Annotated in this window: 19 protein-coding genes and 3 pseudogenes; 14 read left to right on the top strand and 8 right to left on the bottom strand. The window is 63.7% G+C overall.

Annotated features, from left to right (window positions below):
* From AC1Q7H_RS35260 to AC1Q7H_RS35210, 11 genes and pseudogenes are all read left to right on the top strand, one after another.
* Nucleotides 1-480 (top strand): carboxyl transferase domain-containing protein (locus AC1Q7H_RS35260; RefSeq protein ID WP_492382284.1); only part of this gene is annotated, 480 nt, incomplete at its 5' end.
* 19 nt (nt 481-499) lie between these two features.
* Complete coding sequence (locus tag AC1Q7H_RS35255) at nt 500-1,288, top strand: enoyl-CoA hydratase/isomerase family protein (protein WP_492316619.1); 789 nt, start codon at nt 500-502, stop codon at nt 1,286-1,288.
* A gap of 71 nt (nt 1,289-1,359) precedes the next feature.
* Complete coding sequence (bioA, locus tag AC1Q7H_RS35250; protein ID WP_492316618.1) at nt 1,360-2,805, top strand: adenosylmethionine--8-amino-7-oxononanoate transaminase; 1,446 nt, start codon at nt 1,360-1,362, stop codon at nt 2,803-2,805.
* Nucleotides 2,795-4,024 carry an 8-amino-7-oxononanoate synthase gene (gene bioF, locus AC1Q7H_RS35245; RefSeq protein ID WP_492316617.1) on the top strand — a complete coding sequence of 410 codons (1,230 nt, stop codon included), beginning with the start codon at nt 2,795-2,797 and terminating at the stop codon, nt 4,022-4,024. Before bioA ends, bioF begins: the two co-directional genes overlap by 11 nt.
* Nucleotides 4,021-4,753 (top strand): annotated as a pseudogene (bioD, locus tag AC1Q7H_RS35240) (dethiobiotin synthase). The gene bioF and the pseudogene bioD overlap by 4 nt, the downstream one beginning before the upstream one ends.
* A gap of 18 nt (nt 4,754-4,771) precedes the next feature.
* Complete coding sequence (gene bioB / locus AC1Q7H_RS35235) at nt 4,772-5,806, top strand: biotin synthase BioB (protein WP_492316616.1); 1,035 nt, start codon at nt 4,772-4,774, stop codon at nt 5,804-5,806.
* Between the two features lie 165 nt (nt 5,807-5,971).
* Complete coding sequence (locus AC1Q7H_RS35230; protein WP_492370399.1) at nt 5,972-7,987, top strand: acetyl/propionyl/methylcrotonyl-CoA carboxylase subunit alpha; 2,016 nt, start codon at nt 5,972-5,974, stop codon at nt 7,985-7,987.
* An 18-nt stretch (nt 7,988-8,005) separates the two neighbouring features.
* Nucleotides 8,006-8,902, top strand: a complete 897-nt coding sequence (locus AC1Q7H_RS35225) for a hydroxymethylglutaryl-CoA lyase (protein ID WP_492316614.1) — start codon at nt 8,006-8,008, stop codon at nt 8,900-8,902.
* 266 nt (nt 8,903-9,168) lie between these two features.
* The gene (locus AC1Q7H_RS35220) at nt 9,169-10,551 is read left to right on the top strand and encodes an MFS transporter (protein WP_492316627.1); all 1,383 of its coding nucleotides are present in this window, start codon (nt 9,169-9,171) and stop codon (nt 10,549-10,551) included.
* A 993-nt stretch (nt 10,552-11,544) separates the two neighbouring features.
* The gene (locus tag AC1Q7H_RS35215; protein ID WP_492316613.1) at nt 11,545-11,958 is read left to right on the top strand and encodes a hypothetical protein; all 414 of its coding nucleotides are present in this window, start codon (nt 11,545-11,547) and stop codon (nt 11,956-11,958) included.
* A complete protein-coding gene (locus AC1Q7H_RS35210; RefSeq protein ID WP_492316612.1) occupies nt 11,921-12,658 on the top strand; it encodes an RNA-guided endonuclease InsQ/TnpB family protein in 738 nt (245 codons plus the stop codon). Before AC1Q7H_RS35215 ends, AC1Q7H_RS35210 begins: the two co-directional genes overlap by 38 nt.
* 28 nt (nt 12,659-12,686) lie before the next feature.
* Here AC1Q7H_RS35210 and AC1Q7H_RS35205 read toward each other — a convergent pair whose 3' ends face one another.
* The 7 genes and pseudogenes from AC1Q7H_RS35205 to AC1Q7H_RS35175 form a co-directional block, all read right to left on the bottom strand.
* Nucleotides 12,687-13,298 carry an ABC transporter substrate-binding protein gene (locus AC1Q7H_RS35205; RefSeq protein WP_492316611.1) on the bottom strand — a complete coding sequence of 204 codons (612 nt, stop codon included), beginning with the start codon at nt 13,296-13,298 and terminating at the stop codon, nt 12,687-12,689.
* A gap of 24 nt (nt 13,299-13,322) precedes the next feature.
* Nucleotides 13,323-13,883 (bottom strand): hydantoinase B/oxoprolinase family protein, encoded by a 561-nt coding sequence (locus tag AC1Q7H_RS35200; protein ID WP_492316626.1) that lies wholly within the window; start codon nt 13,881-13,883, stop codon nt 13,323-13,325.
* Complete coding sequence (locus tag AC1Q7H_RS35195; RefSeq protein ID WP_492316625.1) at nt 13,789-14,136, bottom strand: hydantoinase B/oxoprolinase family protein; 348 nt, start codon at nt 14,134-14,136, stop codon at nt 13,789-13,791. The genes AC1Q7H_RS35200 and AC1Q7H_RS35195 overlap by 95 nt, the downstream gene beginning before the upstream one ends.
* 49 nt (nt 14,137-14,185) lie before the next feature.
* Nucleotides 14,186-14,857, bottom strand: a pseudogene (locus tag AC1Q7H_RS35190) (hydantoinase B/oxoprolinase family protein); the annotation flags it as partial.
* A 65-nt stretch (nt 14,858-14,922) separates the two neighbouring features.
* Nucleotides 14,923-15,087 carry a hypothetical protein gene (locus AC1Q7H_RS35185; RefSeq protein ID WP_492316610.1) on the bottom strand — a complete coding sequence of 55 codons (165 nt, stop codon included), beginning with the start codon at nt 15,085-15,087 and terminating at the stop codon, nt 14,923-14,925.
* A 294-nt stretch (nt 15,088-15,381) separates the two neighbouring features.
* Nucleotides 15,382-16,199: pseudogene (locus AC1Q7H_RS35180) on the bottom strand (hydantoinase/oxoprolinase family protein).
* Nucleotides 16,081-16,827, bottom strand: coding sequence for a hydantoinase/oxoprolinase N-terminal domain-containing protein (locus AC1Q7H_RS35175; RefSeq protein WP_492316609.1), 747 nt, complete (start codon nt 16,825-16,827; stop codon nt 16,081-16,083). Before AC1Q7H_RS35175 ends, AC1Q7H_RS35180 begins: the two are co-directional and overlap by 119 nt.
* Here AC1Q7H_RS35175 and AC1Q7H_RS35170 point away from each other — a divergent pair.
* The 3 genes from AC1Q7H_RS35170 (at nt 16,802) to AC1Q7H_RS35160 (ending at nt 20,062) form a co-directional block, all read left to right on the top strand.
* Nucleotides 16,802-17,191 (top strand): IclR family transcriptional regulator, encoded by a 390-nt coding sequence (locus AC1Q7H_RS35170; RefSeq protein WP_492316608.1) that lies wholly within the window; start codon nt 16,802-16,804, stop codon nt 17,189-17,191. The genes AC1Q7H_RS35175 and AC1Q7H_RS35170 overlap by 26 nt on opposite strands.
* A gap of 162 nt (nt 17,192-17,353) precedes the next feature.
* A complete protein-coding gene (locus AC1Q7H_RS35165; RefSeq protein WP_492316607.1) occupies nt 17,354-18,379 on the top strand; it encodes an IS110 family RNA-guided transposase in 1,026 nt (341 codons plus the stop codon).
* A gap of 678 nt (nt 18,380-19,057) precedes the next feature.
* Nucleotides 19,058-20,062 carry a helix-turn-helix domain-containing protein gene (locus tag AC1Q7H_RS35160; protein ID WP_492316606.1) on the top strand — a complete coding sequence of 335 codons (1,005 nt, stop codon included), beginning with the start codon at nt 19,058-19,060 and terminating at the stop codon, nt 20,060-20,062.
* A gap of 46 nt (nt 20,063-20,108) precedes the next feature.
* Here the strand turns inward: AC1Q7H_RS35160 and AC1Q7H_RS35155 are convergent, their stop codons facing one another.
* Nucleotides 20,109-21,539, bottom strand: coding sequence for an aldehyde dehydrogenase family protein (locus AC1Q7H_RS35155; protein WP_492316605.1), 1,431 nt, complete (start codon nt 21,537-21,539; stop codon nt 20,109-20,111).
* Between the last annotated feature and the right edge of the window lie 13 nt (nt 21,540-21,552).

Raw genomic sequence — 21,552 nt, 5'->3', positions numbered from 1 at the left:
ACCGGCTTCATGGTCGGGCGCAAGTACGAGAACGAAGGCATTGCCCGCAACGGCGCCAAGATGGTGACCGCGGTCGCGACCGCGCAGGTGCCCAAGTTCACCGTGATCATCGGCGGCTCGTTCGGTGCCGGCAACTACGGCATGTGCGGGCGCGCCTATTCGCCGCGCTTCCTGTGGATGTGGCCGAACGCACGCATCTCGGTGATGGGCGGCGAGCAGGCCGCCAGCGTGCTGGCGACGGTGCGCCGCGACGGCATCGAGGGCAAGGGCGGCAAATGGAGCGCGCAGGAGGAAGAGGCGTTCAAGCAACCGATCCGCGACCAGTACGAACACCAGGGCCACCCCTATTACGCCAGCGCGCGGCTGTGGGACGACGGCGTGATCGACCCGGCGCAGACCCGCACCGTGCTGGGCCTGGGTCTTTCCGCCAGCCTGAACGCACCGATCGACGATATGAAGTTCGGCGTGTTCCGCATGTAGCCAAGGGATCGTAATAATCATGGAATTCACCACCCTGACCGTCAATGTCGCCGGCCATGTGGCCACCGTCACGCTGAACCGGCCCGACGTGCGCAATGCGTTCAATGAGACTGTCATCGCGGAGCTGACTCGCGCGTTCCGCGCGTTGGGCGGCACGGATGACGTGCGCGCCATCGTGCTGGCCAGCAACGGCCCGGCTTTCTGCGCTGGCGCCGACTTGAACTGGATGAAGAAGATGGCCGGCTATTCGCACGAAGAGAATCGTGCCGATGCGCTGGCGCTCGCCAACGTGCTGTACACCATCTGGTCGTGCCCGCGGCCAGTAATCGCCCGTATCCAGGGCGACACCTATGCCGGTGGCATGGGCTTGGTCGCTGCCTGCGATATCGCGGTGGCCGCCGGACATGCGCAGTTCTGCCTGTCGGAAGCGCGACTGGGTCTGCTGCCGGCGACGATCAGCCCCTACGTGATCCGTGCCATGGGCGAGCAGGCAGCGCGCCGCTACTTTATCACGGCCGAACGATTCGACGCAGACCAAGCCTTGCGACTGGGCTTCGTACAGGCGGTGGTGCCGGTGGAGGGGCTCGATGCCAAGGTGGCCGAGTTGACCGCCGCGCTGGTTGGCAACAGCCCGAATGCCGTGTGCGAGAGCAAGCGGCTTGTGCAGGACGTGGCTGGGCGGGCCATCGACGAACGGTTGCTCGCCGATACCGCCGAGCGTATCGCAGAGATTCGCGCCTCGGAAGAGGGGCGCGAGGGCGTGCGGTCCTTCCTCGAGAAGCGCTCGCCCGCGTGGAAGGCGGCCTGAACAAGTATCCAGCCATTTCCCGCGTTCACCTTCGTTTTGCCGCACGTTCGCACCAGCCCGAGGTGCGATCGATGGCGGTGGATTTGCAAGGGAGGGTTCCCGTGCCATACCTGTCAACTAACTCCCCTGAGACTGCGTCCACGCATGTGTCGGATACGCTCGCGCAGCGCAGCCGCCAGGCCGTCTGGCACCCCTGCACGCGCCTGCGCCCCGACGACGACGCCGTGCCGCTGGCGATTGTGCGCGGTGATGGCCCGTGGCTGCACGATGCCGACGGCCGCCGCTATTTCGACGCCACCAGCTCCTGGTGGGTCAACCTGTTCGGCCACGCCAACCCGCGCATCAACGCCGCGCTGGCAAGCCAGCTGGAAACGCTAGAGCACGTGATGCTCGCCGGCTGCACCCACGCGCCCGCGGTGGAACTGGCCGAGCGCCTGTCGGCGCTGACCGGCGGCGCCCTTGGCAATGTCTTCTACGCATCGGACGGCGCCTCGGCGGTCGAGATCGCGCTGAAGATGAGCTTCCACTACTGGCGCAACACCGGCCTGCCGGCCAAGCGCGAGTTCGTGTGCCTGCGCCACGGCTACCACGGCGAGACCGTTGGCGCGCTGGCGGTGACGGACGTGGAAATCTTCCGCGACGCCTATGACCCGCTGATCCGCCGCGCCCATGTGGTGATGTCGCCCGATGCCCGCCAGGCAGCGCCCGGCGAGTGGGCGGCGGACGTGGCTGCGCGTGCGCTGGCGGAACTGGAAGCACTGCTGCGTGAGCACGCCGGCCAGGTCGCCGCGCTGATCGTCGAGCCGCTGGTGCAGGGCGCCGCCGGCATGGCCATGCATGACCCGTCGTATCTCGATGGCGTGCGCGCGCTGTGCGACCGCTACCGCGTGCACCTGATCGCCGACGAGATCGCGGTCGGCTGCGGCCGCACCGGCACCTTCTTCGCCTGGGAGCAGTCGCGTGTAGAAGAAGCGCCGCTGCCCGCGCACCTGTGGCCCGACTTCCTGTGTCTGTCCAAGGGCATCAGCGGCGGCTACCTGCCGCTGTCGCTGGTGCTGTCGCGCCCGGAGATCCAGCGCGCCTTCGTCGCCGACGAGCTGGCGCGCAGCTTCCTGCATTCGCATTCGTACACCGGCAATCCGCTCGCCTGCCGCGCGGCGCTGGCCACGCTCGACCTGTTCGAGCAGGACGACGTGATCGCCCGCAACCGCGAACGCGCGCAGTGGCTGGCCGATGGCATGGCCGCGCTGGCCATGGACTCGCGCCTGCAGCACGTGCGCCAGCGCGGGCTGATCTGGGCCGCTGACGTGCGCGATGACGTTGCCGGTGCCGACTTTGCTTCGCGCTTCCACCACACCGCGCGTGCGCGCGATCTGCTGGTGCGGCCGATCGGCAATACGCTGTACGTGATGCCGCCCTATGTCTTCGACGCCGCACAGGCGCGCTGGCTGGGCGAGCGGATGCTGGCCACCCTCAACGACGTGAGCACGAGCGAGGAGGTGCGCCATGCTGCTTGAACAACTGAAGCAGGCCGCCGAGCAGCGCCACGCGCTGGCCCTCACGCGCCGCCGCCGCATCGCGCACACGGCGTGCGCGCCGCTCCAGTCGGTGGGGGAAGCGGATGACGCGCAGCCCGATTCGCTGCTGACCTTCTGTAGCAACGACTACCTCGGCCTGGCCAATCACCCGGCGGTGGTCGCCGCGCTGGCCGAAGGCGCGCATCGCTACGGCGCCGGCAGCGGCGCCTCGCACCTGGTCAGCGGCCACTCGCTGGCACATGCGCAGCTGGAGGAGGAGCTCGCGCGCTGGTTCACGCCGCATATCCCGCACGCGCGCACGCTGTACTTCTGCACCGGCTACATGGCCTATATGGCGGTGCTGACCGCGCTGGGCACGGAGGGTGCGACCCTGTTCTGCGAATCGCTCAACCACGCTTCGCTGATCGACGGCGCCCGCCTGGCGCGCGCCGACGTGCAGCGCTACCCGCATTGCGACACCAACGCGCTGGAGGCGCTGCTGGCGGCCAGCACCAGCGCGCGAAAGCTGATCGTCACCGACAGCGTGTTCAGCATGGACGGCAACGTCGCGCCGCTGCGCAAGCTGCTGGAACTGGCCGAGCGCCATGACGCCTGGATCATCGTCGATGACGCCCACGGCTTCGGTGTGCTGGGCGAGCAGGGCCACGGTGTGCTGGAAGCGCTGGGCCTGTCCTCCGAACGCTTCATCTATATCGGCACGCTGGGCAAGGCCGCCGGCGTCGCGGGCGCCTTCGTCGCCGCGCACGAGACCATCATCGAACACCTGGTCAACACCGCGCGGCCGTATATCTACACCACGGCCGCACCGCCGGCGGTGGCGCACGCGCTGCTGGTCAGCCTCGCGATCATCGAAGGCGAGGAAGGCCGGCAACGGCGCGCGCAATTGGCGCGCTGCATCGCGCTGCTGCGCGAGGGCCTGGCGCGGCTCGCCGCCAGCGCGGGCTGGTCGCTGGGCGAGAGCCAGACCGCGATCCAGCCGCTGATTGTCGGCGACAACGGCGCCTCGCTGGCGCTGTCGGCCACGCTGGAGGCGGATGGCATCCGCGTCGGCGCGATCCGTCCGCCCACGGTGCCGGTGGGCACGGCGCGGCTGCGCATCACGCTGTCGGCAGCGCATACCGAGTCCCAGGTCGCGCAGTTGATCGACTCGCTGGACGCAACTGTCCACGACATCGCGGGGAAGGAGGCGGAGGTATGAAGCGCCTCGACTGTTTCGTCACCGGCACAGACACCGGCATCGGCAAGACTCATGCCAGCGCGACACTGTTGCGCGCCTTGCGAGCGTGTGGCCTGTCGTCCGTCGGCATGAAGCCCGTGGCCAGCGGCTGCGAATGGCGCGACGGCCACTGGCGCAACGACGACGTGGCGCAATTGCGCGCGGCCAGTTCCGTCTCCGTTCCGCTGGAACAGACCTGCCCGTTCCTGCTGCGAAAGCCGTGTTCACCCCACCTTGCAGCGGCGCACGAGGGTGCGTATCACACGATCACCGATTCGTGCCGCGTTCAATGCAATGGCCCGCCGTGCGGATGCCGTGGTCGTGGAGGGAGTGGGTGGGTTCCACGTGCCGCTCGATGCCGGTGCGGTGCGCTGGAGCACCGCCGATCTCGCGGTGATGCTGAACTTGCCGGTCATCGTCGTGGTGGGCATCCGCCTGGGCTGCCTGAACCACACCATGCTGACCGCCGAAGCCATCCGCGCTCGCAGCCTGAAGCTGGCCGGATGGATCGCCAACCGAATCGACCCGGACATGCTACTGCCTGACGAGAGCATTTCCACCCTGTGCGACACGCTGGACGCGCCATGTCTGGGCGAATTGCCGTGGGGATTGGAGCCGGCCGACGCCGCGGTCCGGCTTGACCTCACACCGCTAATGGCCGCCGCGGCCAGTATCCGTCGCCATCCGGCGCCTCTCAGTCTCGCCGCCTGATCCGGAGCTCAACGCATCATGACCCAAGATATGCATTCTCTTGCGACGGTCACCGCTATTTCCGTAGCAGCGCTGCGCCAGACGGCGCGCCGGCGCGCCTTGCCCGATGACACCAAGTGGCGCGTCGACAATGTCGCCGCGCTGTTCGCGCTGCCGTTCAACGACCTGCTGTTCCGCGCCCAGCAAGTGCATCGCGACAATTTCGACGCCAACACCGTGCAGCTCTCGACGCTGCTGTCGATCAAGACCGGCGGCTGCGAAGAGGATTGCGGCTACTGCCCGCAGAGCGCGCACCACGATGCCGGCGTCAAGGCCGAGAAGTTGATGGCGCTGGACGAGGTGCTCGACGCCGCGCGCGCGGCCAAGGCCAACGGCGCCACGCGCTTCTGCATGGGCGCCGCCTGGCGCAGCCCCAAGGACCGCCACCTGGAGCCGGTGATGGACATGGTGCGCGAAGTGAAGGCGATGGGCCTGGAGACCTGCGTCACGCTGGGCATGCTCAAGGCCGAGCAGGCGCAGCAGCTCAAGGACGCCGGGCTGGACTACTACAACCACAACCTGGATACCTCGCCCGAGTTCTACGGCAAGATCATCACCACGCGCACCTACCAGGACCGCCTGGACACCATCGGCCACGTGCGCGACGCGGGCATCAACGTTTGCTGCGGCGGCATCGTCGGCATGGGCGAGTCGCGCGAAGCGCGCGCCGGGCTGATCGCGCAGCTGGCCAACATGGACCCGTATCCGGAGTCGGTGCCGATCAACAACCTGGTGCAGGTCGAGGGCACGCCGCTGGCGGGCACCGAGGCGCTGGATCCGTTCGAGTTCGTCCGCACCATTTCCGTGGCCCGCATCACCATGCCGCGCGCGATGGTGCGCCTGTCCGCCGGCCGCGAGGCCATGGACGAAGCCTTGCAGGCGCTGTGCTTCATGGCCGGCGCCAATTCCATTTTTTACGGCGAAAAGCTGCTGACCACCGGCAACCCGCAGGCCGACCGCGATCGCGCCCTGTTGGCCCGCCTCGATATCCGCGCAGAGGGCTACGCGGGATAGGAGGTCGACTCAGAACGATTCGGCGTTGTTGCGCGGCCTTGCCGTACCAGTTGTACTATCTGCGACCGCATGCTTAGCTAGAACCGCTTCGCGTCATTCTGAGGCAACCTCCAGAGAGAATGTCAGTGTGCTGGCCGTCGTCCTGTCGAAATACTAGGAGGAGCCATGTTCAACAAGATCCTGATCGCCAACCGCGGTGAAATCGCCTGCCGCGTCGCCGCCACCTGCCGCCGGCTCGGCATCCGCACCGTCGCGGTGTACTCGGATGCCGACGCCGACGCACGCCATGTCGCCTTCTGCGACGAGGCCGTGCATATCGGCGGCGCGGCCGCGCGCGACAGCTACCTGCGCGCGGACCACATCATCGAGATGGCGAAGGAGACCGGCGCCCAGGCCATCCACCCGGGCTATGGCTTCCTGTCCGAGAACGAGGCCTTTGCCGAGGCCTGCGCCGCGGCGGGGCTGGTCTTTATCGGCCCGCCGGCGTCGGCCATCAACGCGATGGGCAGCAAGAGCGCGGCCAAGCAGCTGATGGAGAAGGCCGCGGTGCCGCTGGTGCCAGGCTACCACGGCGAGGACCAGGATCCGGCGCTGCTGCGCCGCGAGGCCGACCGCATCGGCTACCCGGTGCTGCTCAAGGCCAGCGCGGGCGGCGGCGGCAAGGGCATGCGCGTGGTCGAGTCGGGCGATGCCTTCGAGGCCGCGCTGGCCTCGGTCAGGCGCGAGGCCAGCGCCAGCTTTGGCGATGACAAGGTGCTGGTGGAGAAGTACCTGACGCGCCCCCGCCATATCGAAATCCAGGTGTTTGCCGATACCCACGGCAACTGTGTCTACCTGTTCGAGCGCGACTGCTCGGTGCAGCGCCGCCACCAGAAGGTGCTGGAAGAAGCCCCCGCACCGGGCATGACCGAGGAGCGCCGCCGTGCCATGGGCGAAGCGGCGGTGGCCGCGGCCAAGGCGGTCGGCTATGTCGGCGCCGGCACGGTCGAGTTCATCGCCAACCAGGACGGCTCGTTCTACTTCATGGAGATGAACACGCGCCTGCAGGTGGAGCACCCCGTCACCGAGATGATCACCGGGCAGGACCTGGTCGAATGGCAGCTGCGCGTCGCCGCCGGTGAAGCGCTGCCGCTCACGCAGGACCAGCTGCGCATCGACGGCCATGCGCTGGAAGCGCGTATCTACGCCGAGAACCCCGACAAGCAGTTCCTGCCGTCCACCGGCACGCTGCGCTTCCTGCGCACGCCGCCGGCGGTGCAGTTCATGCGCGGTGAGGATGCGCACGGCCCGGCGGGTATCCGCATCGATGCCGGCGTGCGCGAGGGCGACACCATCAGCCCGTTCTACGATCCGATGATCGCCAAGCTGATCGTCTGGGGCAAGGACCGCGACGAGGCGCTGGCGCGCATGCGCCAGGCGCTGGCGGCCTACCACGTGGTGGGGCTGTCGACCAACGTGGCTTTCCTGCAGCGGCTGGTGTCGTCCCAGGCGTTCCGCACGGCGGACCTCGACACCGGGCTGATCGAGCGCAACGAGAAGGTCTTGTTCCCGCCGCCGGCGCCGGTTGGGATGGAGCTCATCGCGCTGGCTGTGGCTGCGCTGCTCGAGCGCGAGAAGCGCGAGCGCCGCATCGACGCCGCCGACCAGCATTCGCCGTGGACCCATGGCGGCGCGTGGCGGCTGAACGGCGGTGCATCGCGCACGCTGCAGTTTGCCCACGGCGATCAGGTGCTGGATGTCACGTTGGGCAGCAACGAGCGCGGCAGCACGCTGGTCTACGGCGACCAGACCGTGCCCTTTACCTGCACCAGCCAGGCTGACGACATCCGCGTCGACCTGGGGACGCGCCGCGCGCACGGGCAGGTGCATACGGAAGGCGACGAAATCCATGTCTTCAACGCCGGCCGCCACGTCTCGCTGACCTGGCTCGACCCGTTGGCCCACGCCGGCGAATCCGAAGGTGAGCGCGGCAAGCTGACTGCGCCAATGCCCGGAAAGGTCATTGCCGTGATGGTTGAGGCTGGCAGCAAGGTAACGCGCGGCGCGCCGCTGCTGGTAATGGAAGCGATGAAGATGGAGCACACCATCAGCGCTCCGGCCGATGGCGTAGTCAGCGAGGTGTTATACGGTGTGGGCGAACAAGTGACCGAGGGCGCGCAACTGCTGGCGTTCGGTGCCTGACAGACGGGGAGGCAGAACATGCATGCGGAGAAAGTGAAGGTCGTCGAGGTCGGTCCACGCGACGGCCTGCAGAACGAGAAGCTGCTAGTGCCGACCGAGGTGAAGATTGCCCTGGTCGACCTGCTTACGGATGCGGGTTTCCCCAATATCGAAGTGGCATCGTTCGTCTCGCCCAAATGGGTGCCGCAGATGGCCGATGGTGCGCAGGTGATGGCCGGCATCCGGCGCCGGCCCGGGACCGTGTATTCGGCGCTGACGCCGAACATGAAGGGTATAGAGGGCGCACTTGCGGCGGGCGCCGACGAGGTGGTGATCTTTGGCGCGGCCAGCGAGGCATTCTCGCAGAAGAACATCAACTGCTCGATCGCCGAGTCGATGGCTCGATTCGCGCCCGTAGCCGCCGCGGCGAAGGAGAACGGCGTGCGGCTGCGCGCGAGCGTGTCGTGCGCGCTGGGCTGTCCCTACCAAGGCGAAGTCCCCGTCGATGCGGTGGTGGATGTGGTGCGCCGCATGCGCGAGTTGGGTTGCGACGAGATCGATATTGCCGACACCATCGGCGTAGGCACGCCCGAAAAGGTAAAGGAAGTCATGCGCGCCGCTGCGGCTGAGTTCCCGCTGGCGCAGCTCTCCGGACACTTCCACGACACCTACGGTCATGCACTGGAGAATGTTGAAGCCAGCCTCGAGGTCGGCATCCGGATCTTCCACGCCTCGGTGGCGGGGCTTGGCGGCTGTCCTTATGCCAGGGGCGCGACGGGCAACGTGGCGACGGAAGCACTGCTACAGCGGCTGCACGCCCTGGGAATCGAAACTGGCGTCGAACTCAGCAAGGTAATGGCCGCAGCCGATCTGATCGCAAGGGTCGTGGGCAAAGGCCGCATCTCCGATATGCATGCGCAGCCGGCAGGCGTATAGACCGACCCAGCGTGCATATCTCATTGAACCCAGGGTGCGGAAGTTCCGTTCTACCTTCCTCATCCTGTCACTACGCTCCGACCACGGGAAGCATCGGGTTGCCTAGGGAAACTCCGAGGCCGAATTGTAATGACTGGGACAGACGTGCTGCAGACACGGTCCTATGCTGTCGCCAGACACTGGCAGACGTCACTCCAACAACCCTGTTAGCTGACGCTACCCGCCGGGTCAACTGATAGGTGCGTAAAGCGCCAAGGAGACAAACAATGCGTCAGATTGATGTTCACAAGCTGGCCGACGATGCCCGCTTCAATGGTTTTCATGGCCTGGTGCTTTTCTGGTGTGCACTGACTATTGTGTTCGACGGCTATGACTTGGCTGTGGCGGGCATCGCGATGCCGTCAATCATGAAAGAGATGGGCGTCGATCCGACCAGTGCCGGCTTCATGATGAGCTCCGCGCTATTCGGGATGATGATCGGCGCTGTCTTCCTTGGAACCGTCGCAGACCGGATCGGCCGCCGCAAGGCCATCGCCATCTGCGTCGGCTTGTTCAGCGTGTTCACTGCCGCGGCCGGCTTCACTAGCGATCCGGTGACGTTTAGTGTGACCCGCTTCCTTGCAGGCCTGGGTATCGGCGGGGTGATGCCCAACGTGGTGGCGCAGATGACGGAGTTCTCGCCCAAGCGCATGCGCAGCACCATGGTCACGCTGATGTTCAGCGGCTACGCCGTGGGCGGCATGCTGGCTGCGGTTCTGGGCAAGGGACTGATCGAGTCGTATGGCTGGCAATCGGTTTTCATCGCGGCGGGTCTGCCAGTGGTGCTGATCCCGTTGATCGTGCGCTCGCTGCCGGAGTCGATGCCGTTCCTGATCAAGGCCGGCCGGCTCGACGAACTGCGCGGCACGGTGGCGAAGCTCGAAGGCGGTTCCCGGCCGCAGGCGGAAGACGAGTTCGTGTTGCCCGCTGTCGACAAGGCCAACAATGCGCCGATCCGGCACCTGTTCCACGAGGGCCGCGGCTTCAGCACGATCATGTTCTGGGTTGCCTTCTTCATGTGCCTGTTCATGGTCTATGCGCTGAGCTCATGGCTGGCCAAGCTGATGGCGAGCGCCGGGTACAGCCTCGGTTCTGCGCTCACCTTCGTGCTGGTACTAAACTTCGGCGCCATGATCGGCGCGATCGGTGGCGGCTGGCTGGCCGACCGCTTTCATATCAAGCACGTGCTGATGGTGTTCTTCGCATTGGCGGCGGTGTCGATTTCGCTGCTGGGCTACAAGGTTCCCACTGGCGTGCTGTACTTCCTGGTCGGCATGGCCGGCGCGACCACGATCGGCACTCAGATTCTTGCATATGCCTACGTCGGGCAGTTCTATCCGATGGCGGTGCGCTCGACTGGGATCGGCTGGGCCTCGGGCGTGGGGCGAAGCGGCGCGATCCTGGCGCCGATCGTCATCGGCGTGCTGGTGGCAATGAAGCTGCCGCTGCAGCATAACTTCCTCGCGATGGCGGTGCCGGCGATCGTCGCGCTTGCTGCGATTGCGCTGATTAACCACCAGCGCTCCGCTTCGGTAGACCATCGGGCCAAGCACGCCGGGGTACATAACGCGGCAGACGTTGGGCCAAGTCCGACGGCTGTGCGCCAATAACACGGGCCGGGGCTGGACAGTCATCGCGCGCACGAGCATCAGCTTGCGGCGCGCGGCTGCTGTCATTTTTGCATCTTTTCTGGCGCCAGGTAACGCACCCAAGTCTATGAACGGACTCGCGCGCTTGTCTACGCATACGCGTACATGCCAGTGGATTCATTTCGCGAGGTCCAACCAGTATAAGCGTCAGCGGCGCTGACCATAGTGTACGGACATTCAGATGGCAACTAGCGAGAGGATGACGAAAGCCGGCGGGCGGCCCCTACGTCGGTTGGTCGAAAAATGGTTCGGCCCAACCACCGGGATCCCGTGCCGAGTCATCGAATTCAGTCGCACGCGCTCGAATCAGAGACGCTATGTTTGTGTTGAGGCCGAGTGCCCGACAGGTTCGCTTGCCATTTTCTTTTTCCGGCACGACGACGGCTCCTGGCATGTGTTCCCGCCTGCAGCCGAATTGGGCGCGGTGAGCGGTTCCCGGGCACATCCCGCCTCGGACTGAGCGTGAAATCGACCGGCATACCGGCACGATTAACTGCTCGGTACCAGTATGCCCCTCGGATCCTCACATAGGACTACGGGGTCGTCGACTCCCAAAGGCTGACTTGGTCGCCGCAAATCGCTTCCAGCCCTTCTCAAACTCTGGCGCGATTGGGTGCTCATGCACCATTTGCGTGCTTATATAAACTTCCCAAGAAAATGCATATCTATATGCCTTAAATGTATTAACAATTGTATTAAAGTTACCCGATGTCAGACGTTGATTCTCCAAGAGTATGTTGTCCTCCCGCGTCGTGGAGGTCACACGAAGACTGGAGAGACAGAGCATGCAACATGTGACCCATTAGTGCTGCCGCGCAAGCCCCGTCTCTTCAGGGCGGGGTAAGCGGCGCAGGGTCGGCTATGGGGAAGGCTAAAACCGAGTCCTAGACTCAAGTCCTAGACTCGGAATGTTAGCCACCTCTCATACCCCCGACTGTCACTCGCGTCCTGCGCTTGCGCATCAAAGACAAACATGCTGCCTGGCTTCGCGCGCAGGCACGGGAGGTGAACTTCGTGTGGAATTACGCAAATGAGCTTTCAGCGCGCGTGTTCGAGCGTGAGCGGCGCTTTATCGGGGCCTATGAGTTGCAGAAGTACACCGACAGCGCGACAAAGGCGGGTCTGGGCCCGCATAGCCACACGGTGCAGGAGATCGGTCAGGAGTATTGTCGTCGCCGAAAGCAGTTCAAGAAGGTCAAGCTGCGTTGGCGCGCCAGCGGCGGCGCGCCGCAGCCTGGGCTGGGTTCCGTTCAAAACCGGAGCGCTGAAGTATGGGCACGGCCAGGTGCGCTTCAACGGCCGCTGGTTGTCCCTGTGGGACAGTTACGGTATGTCGGGATACGACTTGCGGGCCGGCAACTTCAGTGAAGATGCGCGTGGGCGCTGGTACCTGAACGTGACCATCAAGGTGTCCGTCGCTACGCGCTCGGAAGGCCGCACGTCGGTCGGGATCGACTTGGGGCTGAAGGACTTCGCCGCGACAAGCGTTGGGCATGTAATCGAACAGCGGTTCTACCGTCGGTATGAGGAGGCGCTGGGCAAGGCGCAGCGGGCACGCAAGAAGCAGCGCGTCACTTCTCTGCATGCGAAAATCAAGAACTGCAGAAAAGACTTTCTTCACAAGCAATCCACGGCACTCGTACGGCAGTACGGTGCCGTCTTCATTGGCAACGTGAACGCCTCTGAGCTCGCCCAGACCAACATGGCCAAGTCTGTGTTGGATGCGGGCTGGAGCGCGTTCCGCACCATGCTCCAGTACAAATGCGATAGCGCGGGCGTGTGGTTCGAGGAGGTTGATGAACGCTATTCCACGCAAACCTGTTCGTGCTGCAAATTACGAACAGGTCCCACCGGGCAGGAGGCTCTCAGCATCAGGGAGTCGACCTGCCCGGTGTGTCAAACCTCACACGAGCGCGATGCCAACGCAGCAAAGAATATCCTGCGTACGGGACTGTTTAGCATGGAACAGGCATTTGCCACAGCGGCCGGTAAAGCCGCCGTGAATGAAGCTTCCTCAGAAGCCGGGGGCGGACGTGCCCCTCTTGCAGAAGGAATCTCCGTCCTTTAGATTAGTGGATGCTTTGATTCGCCTACGCCTACGGTATAGGCACCGATTGCCTCGAGTTGCTTTCGCGCCTCGGCAACGGCTGCATTGCCGTATGCATAGTCGACCGTAATGAAGTACCGAAGTACCAACCCTGTTTGGGCTTGGCCAGGCCTTTGATTGCCGCGGCGGTCTGCGAATAGGTGTCCCACATCCATTGCACCGCATATTCTGGCTGGCAGTCCTCGTTCGAGATGCGAAGGGGACCGCCGGCGAACAAGGCTGCTTTCTTCTTCTGTACGGCAAGATTCTGCATCGCCAGCGCCACTGCGGAGTTCACCATGTCTGCATAGGCATCCACCTTATTGACATCGGCCCACTCCCTGGCCTTGGCTAGCGCGATGTCCGTCTTGTTCTGGTGGTCGGCGGACAGCAACTCGACCTTCATGCCCTTGCATTCCCGGGCGAGGCAGTCGTCGATGGCCATTTGTGCGGCCACTACCGAACCTTGACCGGAAAACTGCGAAAATGAGCCGCTCATGTCTGTAAGCAAGCCGATCCTGACAGCTCCGTCGGAGATCTCAGCCTGCACCCCGGTTGCGGAAAGCATCGCCGTCAGTGCGACTGCGGACAGGCGAATTGTGTTGCTCAAACCTTTGTTCATGATTTCCTCCGTGGATTCGCGGGTTCAGTGCGCGGTTGCGACCATGCCGTCGTCGATGTCGGCTTTGATGTGTGCCGGATCGCGCTCGGCCTCATCGCCATAGCCGCCGCCACCGCCCATGTAGACCTTGACCCGGTCGCCACGATTGAGCGTGACCATGGATTTCGAAGCGAGCCTTTCTGTAGTCGTTGCCACCAAACAAGCCTTGCGGGGCATAGCGATGGCGATCGGCATAGATGGCGAAAACGACGCCATCCTTGAGCACGGAATACTCGCGGCTGAAGCCGGCACCGCCGCGGTACTTGCGGGCTCCGAAAGAGTCTGGCTCCAGTGCGTAACGCTCCAGCCGGAGAAGTCGTACTCCATATCCAGAGCTTCAGCCGGCGTGTTGGCGCAGTTCGACAGCAGGGAGTCCACGGCATCACACCCGTCGCCGTGCTGGGATCCGCCATAGCCGCCGCCGAAGATCTCCAGGTAGACGCTGTAGCCCTCATGGCGCTGCAGGGAGAAGCAGGTTGCGGTCAAGGTGTCGAAGCCTGTCGCGATGACCTTTTCCGGAGCGACGGACGACAACGCCCGCATGATGGCGTTGTAGATTCGATAGTTCGCTTCCGGACGCGCGCGCACAGGAGAAGGGGGGGCCGGGGTTTAGGATCGAACCGTAGGGCGCCGTGATCCGAACCGCGCGCAGGATGCCATCGTTGAAAGGAATGTCCGGAGAGGTCAGCACAGACTTGACACAGGTGACTGCGGCCGACACCGTGCACGAGAATGGCGAATTCAAGTTGCGTCGAACCTGCGGGCTGCTGCCTGCGAAGTCGATTATCGATAGACTCACCCTTCACGGCGACCTTGACTTTGATTACCAGAGGCTCATCGGTCACCCCGTCGTCGTCGATTACGTCCTCACCGTAATAGACACCGTCCGGCAATTGGCCAATTGCGGCGCGGAAACGCCGTTTTGAATAGTTGACTATTTCTGCCATGACCTCGGTCACCGCGCCATCGCCATATTTTTCGCACAGTTGCACAAGCCGCGCCGCAGCGATTGCGTTAGCGGCAAACATGGCGTTCATGTCACCGATAGTCAGGTCTGGCATACGGATATTGGCGCGCACCAGTTGTTCGAGCGGCCCGTCATCCCAGTCGCGGGTTCGAGACCAAAGGGTGGAGGGCAGGCGCAGCCCTTCCTGATAAATGTCGGTGGCGCCCGGATCGAGGCCTGGTGCGCCGCCGCCGAAGTCAATCTGGTGGGCGACACTGGCAGAGAACCCGATCAGCTTTCCGCCGTAGAAAATCGGACAGAAGATATAGACGTCAGGCAGGTGCTGGCCGCCTGAGTATGGGTCGTTGGTGATCACGAAGTCGTCCGGGCCGATCATTTCGACCGAATAACGTTCCAGGCATTGCTTCAGCGTGATGCCAATAGGACCGAGCTGGATGGGGATGAGCTCAGCTTGTGCCACGATATCGCCATGCACATTCGCGATCGCCGCTGATCCATCGCTGGCCTCACGCAGGATGATCGAATAGGCGGAACGGATCAACTTTACGCCCATCTCACGAGCTGCGGCAAGGATGCTTTGGCTGATGATGGCGTTGTCGAAAGGATTGACCGGCATGCTCATGCTTCCTTGGAAAGAATCAGGTTGGATTGGGAATCGACGCTGGCTGCCCAGCCTGCCGGCACGAGAACGGTGGTGGTGTAGTCCTCCAGGACTGCTGGTCCCGGCACTGTGGTCCCATCAGCACTAAGCCCGCGACAGTACGGCGCCGGCACGGCGCCCATGCTTTGCCGTCATACAGGGCAGGCTCGCCCGGAGCGGCCAGCAGGCTGCTGGTTGTGCCGGATGCAGCGGAAAAATGCGGCGTGGCCAGCGTCGCACCGACTCGCAGGGCGACGACTTCGATCGGTCTGCCGGACTTGTCGCTGTGGAAATAGATGCGATGGTGAGCATCGATGAAGCCAGCCTCGAGGCTCTGACGGTCCAGAGCCGACAGAGCTGGAGCATCGTGTTCGAGCGGCACTTCGAACGCCTGTCCGACGTAGCGCATCTCAAGCGTGAAACTGAAAGCCAGTGGCTCATCGAAAGCCATTTGGCGAAACTGTGCTTCCAGGTCCTGCTGCATAGCGGCGAAGCGCGCGCAACTGGCCGCATGTCTGGTCGTCGACCTGAACACGGTGAGTTAGCGTTTCATACTTGATGAAATCGGAGGCGAGCAAGCCATGTGCTGAGGTGACGCCGGGGTTGGGCGGTGCAACGACCGTGGCGATGCCAAGTTCTTCAGCGATCTGCGCGGCCTGCATCGGTCCGGCACCACCAAAGGGCACCAGAACATGGTCTCGGGGATCGCGCCCACGCTGCGTCGACACGAGCTGGATGGCGCGACGATGTTGGCGTTGGCAAGGCGCACGGCGTTGTAAGCGACCGCCTCTACCGGAAGGCCGAAATACGCGGACAGCGAATCAAAGGCCTGGTGTGCCGCGGCGACATCGAGCTTCATTTGACCGCCGAGGAAGGCTTCGGGACGAACCGTACCGAGCACGACGTGGGCGTCAGTGATGGTAGGCAAGTTGCCACCTCGCCCATAGCAGGCAGGTCCCGGTTGCGCACCAGCGCTCTCGGGGCCAACCCGCAGCATGCCACCGTCGTCAATCCAGATCAGGCTTCCGCCGCCGGCGCCCACCGTGATGATGTCCAGGACCGGAGTGCGCACAGGTAGCCCGTCGATTTCGGATTCCGGAGCCAAGGTCGGTTTACCGTCTTGGACCAGACACACATCAGAACTGGTGCCCCCCCATGTCGAAGGTGATGACGTTCTGGAAGCCGGATCGAATGACCTGGCGTACAGATCCGACCACGCCTGAGGCGGGCCCCGAGAACAGCGCGCTGATCGCATTCTCGCGTATTGCGTCAGCAGGCAGCCGCCCCCCGTTGGATTGCATCACCGAAAAGCGACCACGAAACGCTTCACGAGTCAGCGCTTCCGTAAAACGCCCAAGGTAACCCGCGATAACCGGCTGCACAAATGCGGACAGCGTCGCGGTGCTGGCACGTTCATATTCGCGGAATTCGCAGGCAACCTGATGGGAGCACGTCATAACGACCCCCGGCAGGGCAGACCGAATCATGTCAGCGAGGCGCCGTTCGTGGTCCGGACTACGGTATGCGTTGAGCAGGCAGATGGCCACAGCGTCGAAAGCTCCGGCTTCGAGCTTGGGCAGGACATCGGCGCGGAATTGTTCTTCATCCAATGCGAGTTCCACACTCCCATCGGCCAGTATACGCTCGCGCGCTTCGAAGCAATCGCGACACTTAACCGGTGGCGCCGGTTTCTTGTAGAAGAGGTCGTAGATCTGCTTGCGGTCGTGGCGCTGCAGAAAGAGGATGTCGCGAAAACCTTCGGTCGCAATAAAGGCGACCTTTCCACCCTTCCTCTCAAGAACCGCGTTGGTGGCAACTGTGGACCCGTGGGCAAAGTCGTCAATCCGTGCAAAGTCGATGCCGGCAGCTCGCAGCGCATCCAAGACGCCGATATCGGGAGATGCTGGCCGCGCTTATTTGGCGGGGCTGCCGGATGAAGAGGTTCGTGCCCTGCTGCAGCAGTCGGAGCTAAAGCCGCTGACGCCGAATACGCTGACCGATCCGGAGCAAATCTTTGCCAACGTGCTGGAAGGTCGAGTGCGCGGATTCTCGATGAATTTTGAGGAGTATTACCTCGGGCATATGAACGTTGGCGCGCCGGTTTGCAACAAGAATGGACGCGCTATCGCGGCGGTACATGTCGTGGCGCCGAGCAGCCGTTGGACCCGTGATGAGGTGCTTGGCAAGCTAGGCCCGATGGTTCGCGAGTGCGCAGGTGCAATCACCAACGCCGTGCGTTCCCACTAGGGCACGCCGAGACGAGACTGCGCCATCGCGGGCAACGACGATGTTCCCATCAATGGGGTAATCGAATGGAAAGGACTTCGCCGTCCCGAGGTTGCGGCGGAAGCCGCCAGGTGGCACCGAAGTGCCATGATGGCAGCAACACAACCAGCGAAGGGGAAGTCCATGACTATCGTTACCGTTGGAATTGACCTTGCCAAGAACGTGTTTGCCATTCATGGCGTCGACCAAGCCGGCAAGGCTGTGCTGGTCAAGCCGAAGGTCTCACGCGATCAACTGGTGCCACTGATTGCGCAGTTGCCGCCCTGTCTGATCGGCATGGAAGCCTGCTCTGGCGCGCATCATTGGGCGCGGTTGTTTCGCCAGCACGGTCACACGGTCAAGCTGATGTCGCCGAGACTGGTGGCACCTTACCGGATGTCCGGCAAACGCGGCAAAAATGACGCGGCCGACGCGGCGGCCATCTGTGAGACGGTGACCCGGCCCAGCATGCGCTTTGTGCCAGTCAAAGATGAGCAGCAGCAAGCGACCCTGAGCTTGCATCGAACCCGACAGGGATTCGTCGAAGAGCGTACCGCGACTTACAACCGCCTGCGCGGCTTGCTGGCCGAATTCGGCGTGGTACTGCCGCAAAAGCCGGAGCGACTGCGCAAGGAGATAGGGATCCACCTGGAATCCTTACCTGGCTGGGCGAATCGATGCATTCGAGACCTGCTGGACCATGCCGGCAGGCTGGAGGAGAAGCTGGACGAATACGATCGTGCTATCAGCGAGATTGCGCGTGATGACGAACGCAGCAAGCGCCTGATGCAGTTGCGCGGCATCGGGCCGACTACGGCCAGTGCGCTGGCCGCCAGCATTGGCGCAGGACACGACTTCAGAAATGGTCGCCAGGTGGCAGCTTGGCTAGGGTTGACGCCAGGACAGCACAGCAGCGGAGGCAAACAACGCCTGGGCAGCATCACCAGAGCGGGAGATTCCTATCTTCGCACGCTGCTGGTACTGGGGGCTCGCGCGGTGATAGCAAACGTGGGCGACAAGCCGGATCGATATAGTCGCTGGGTCCGAGACCTGATAGAGCGCGGCGGCTACTGGCGCGCGTCCATCGCCATTGCAGCCAAGAACGCGAGAATGGCCTGGGCCGTGCTGAAATACGGTGATGCCTTCAAACCTGCAACGACACTTACGTGAGCGCAGATAGCGCGATCACCTTTTGTAAAGTTGAAGCGGAACTCATGAGCAGCTAGATCACTTTGCACTGCCAGCGATGATGTGAAGCGGGTTGGACACGCGCGAGGCATACCTGGCAAAAGTTGGGGGACGCCAAGCCCGATAATCGAACGGAACCCTCGCGCGCGTCTTACATCAGGGTCCGGGCCTGCGGCCCAACATGACCGTTTGTAGTACTGCAGTCCTTCACCTCCTCCACATAACCGCGGCACGGCAGTCGGCACACAACAGACCTCAATTGACGTCTTGCGCCAACGGGGAAGCCCTTGTAGTCCTTTTGCTGCAGATTGATACGGTCAGACTTAAAAAGACGTTCTGTAACACTGACTTAGTGAGCCGCCGTTTCGCGCCGCACGGCCCTCTCTTTGCTGATTGGTACGCTTGCCCACCGTTTCCGCCCTTGCGAAGCTGGCACACGGAGGGCCATGCTTAGGGTGCGCCGAACTGATCGGCCAACAGGTGCAACAGGGTTTCCCCTTAGCTGACATGCTTGCACTGACGCAAACTTAACTTCTATTATAGACCGACCGGTCGGGCGAATATATGTCGTGGCCGCCGGCGCGGGCCTGGCCTTCGGTTGTCAAACGGCACGGCGGCCGCTCGAACCCTCAACTCCATGGTTTGCAAGGCTGACGTGTCATGACATCTGTCACTGCTCCGATGCGCCCCATTCATCACGCCGAACCGGTCCGGGTTCGCCGCAGCGCGGCAACCGACATCGATGCCCATACCAAGCAGTTGATTGACTGGAACCTGCACTATGACCAACTGGACCGTGGCCGCTTCGACGGAAACTTCACCGACATACGTTGGCCGGGTCTGCAGGTGTTTGTCGAAACGACTACCCGGCAAGTACGCCAACGGGGCCACCTTGGTCAGAACACTTTGGGGGTCGCCACGCTGCTTTCGGGCGACGACGCGATCCGTATCAACGGCAAGCGGGGCGGCACCGGCTCGCTGATCGCGGTCCACTCGGCCGAGCTCGACGTCTGCACACCGGCAAACTGCACGCTCGCCGGCCTGGTCATCGACGCAGACCTTGTGCGTAGCGCAGCCTCGTCGATGCCGGAACTGAGCCGCGTGCTCGACGCCGGCTCGTTGCCCGACATCAAAGCACCCCAGACGTCGCTGCCCTCATTTCGCACCATGCTGATGTCGGTCGTCGAGTTGGCGATCGACAGACCGGCCACCTTTCACGACCCCATCGTGCAGCGGGACATTCGCGACGGTCTCATATTGCATCTCGTCCAGGCCATGGCCGATGCGGAGCGATCCGACGAAGTTCACGGCGCCTACGCACAAAAGCGCCTCGTCGATCGAGCCTGCGAGCTGATGCTCGCCAACCCCGAAGAGCCACCGACGCTGCTGGAGGTGTGCAACAGGATTGGTGCCAGCGCCCGCAAGCTGGGCTATTGCTTCCAGGACGTGCTCGGGATGAGCCCGGCCCGCTACGTCAAGGCTGTCCGGCTGAACGCGGTGCGGCGAGAGTTGCGCAGCGTCCGCGATCCCTTCATAAGCATCTATGATGTCGCCGCACGCTGGGGCTTCTGGCATTTCGGCCACTTCTCCGCCGACTACAAGCGTCAATTTGCAGAGTTGCCTTCCGACACCCTGCGACGTGCCCGAGGTGCGTCGCCGGCATGAACGGCGGGAAGCCGCGGCGCCCCAGGGTCGGGTGCCGCGCCATCGGCTACTTCTTGATGCTGATGACCTGCGGCTGCGTCACCGCTTTCAGTCCATCGACCCCGAATTCGACGCCCCAGCCCGAACCTTTCACCCCGCCGAACGGCACCATCGGATGGATGGCGCCATGCTGGTTGATCCAGACGGTGCCCGCCTGGATGCGGCTCGCGACCGCTTTGGCCTGCTCGAGATCGGTGGACCAGACAGACGCTCCGAGCCCCGCGTCGAGCCGGTTGGCGCTTGCAATGGCCGCCTCGACGTCGGTGTAGCGGATGATCGGCAGCACAGGACCGAACTGCTCCTGGTCCACCAGGCTCGCGCCGTCGGCGATGTCGGTGACCAGGGTTACCGGATAGAAGTAGCCCGGTCCGCCTCGCGGCTTGCCGCCGCAGACGATGGTGGCGCCCGCCTCTCGTGCCTGCTCGACCAGCGACGCGACCTTGTCGTATTGCATGCGGTTCTGAATCGGTCCCATCGCGATGCCTTCGTCCATGCCGTTACCCATTGGCATGGTTTCCGCCAATGACTTCAGTTCACCGACCACAGCGTCGTGCAGGCTGTCGTGAACGTACAGCCGCTTGGCGCAGGCGCAGGTCTGTCCCATGTTGAGGAAGGTGCCCCAGAACAGGCCCATGGCAATGGCCTTGGGGTCTGCGTCGGGCAGCACGATGGCCGCATCGTTGCCGCCCAGTTCCATGGTGGTGGGCGTGAGGTTGCGCGCTGCAGCAGCGGCGATGTGCGCACCGGTCGCGCCGGAGCCGGTGAACATGATCTTGTCGACGTCCGGGTTGTCCACCAGAAGCGCGCCGACTGCGCCGGTTCCGCTGACGGTGTTGATGACGCCCGGTGGCAGCACCTCGGCGATCAAGCGCACCATCTCAAGCGTGCCGATGCTGGTGTATTCCGAAGGCTTGATCACCACCGTGTTGCCGGCGCGGATCGCGGGGATCATCTGCCAGACTGCAATCAAAAGCGGCCAGTTCCAAGGCGCGATCGCTGCCACTACCCCGAACGGCTTGCGGTGGACTTCATCGAGGCGCGTGGCGTCTTCGAAGGCCACTTCCACGGGCAGGTCCAGGCTCGCGGGAACCTGCGACCACACCTCGCAGCCCCACACCTCGAAACGGGCGCCGGGCACCTGGTCGGGGCCCACGCCGCCGAGTGGTTTTCCCTGCTCGCGCGTGACCCATTCGGCCAGGTACTCGGCGTTGATCTTGATGACTTCGGCGACTCGCATCGTGAGCGCCTTGCGTTCTGCGTCAGGGCGAGCCGCCCATCCGGGCTGCGCCGCCTTGGCCGCTGCCACGGCCTGGGCCACCTGCTCCGGGGTGGACTTGGGCACGAGGCCCAACACCTCGCCCGTGGCCGGATTCATCGACTCGAAGCTGTGCGCGGATGTGACGCCAGTTCCGTTCACGATGTTCTGAAATGTCTTCATAGCTGTGCTCCTG

The sequence above is a fragment of the Cupriavidus sp. GW823-FHT06D04 genome (assembly GCF_058795055.1).
This window is presented reverse-complemented; position numbering and strand designations above follow the sequence as displayed.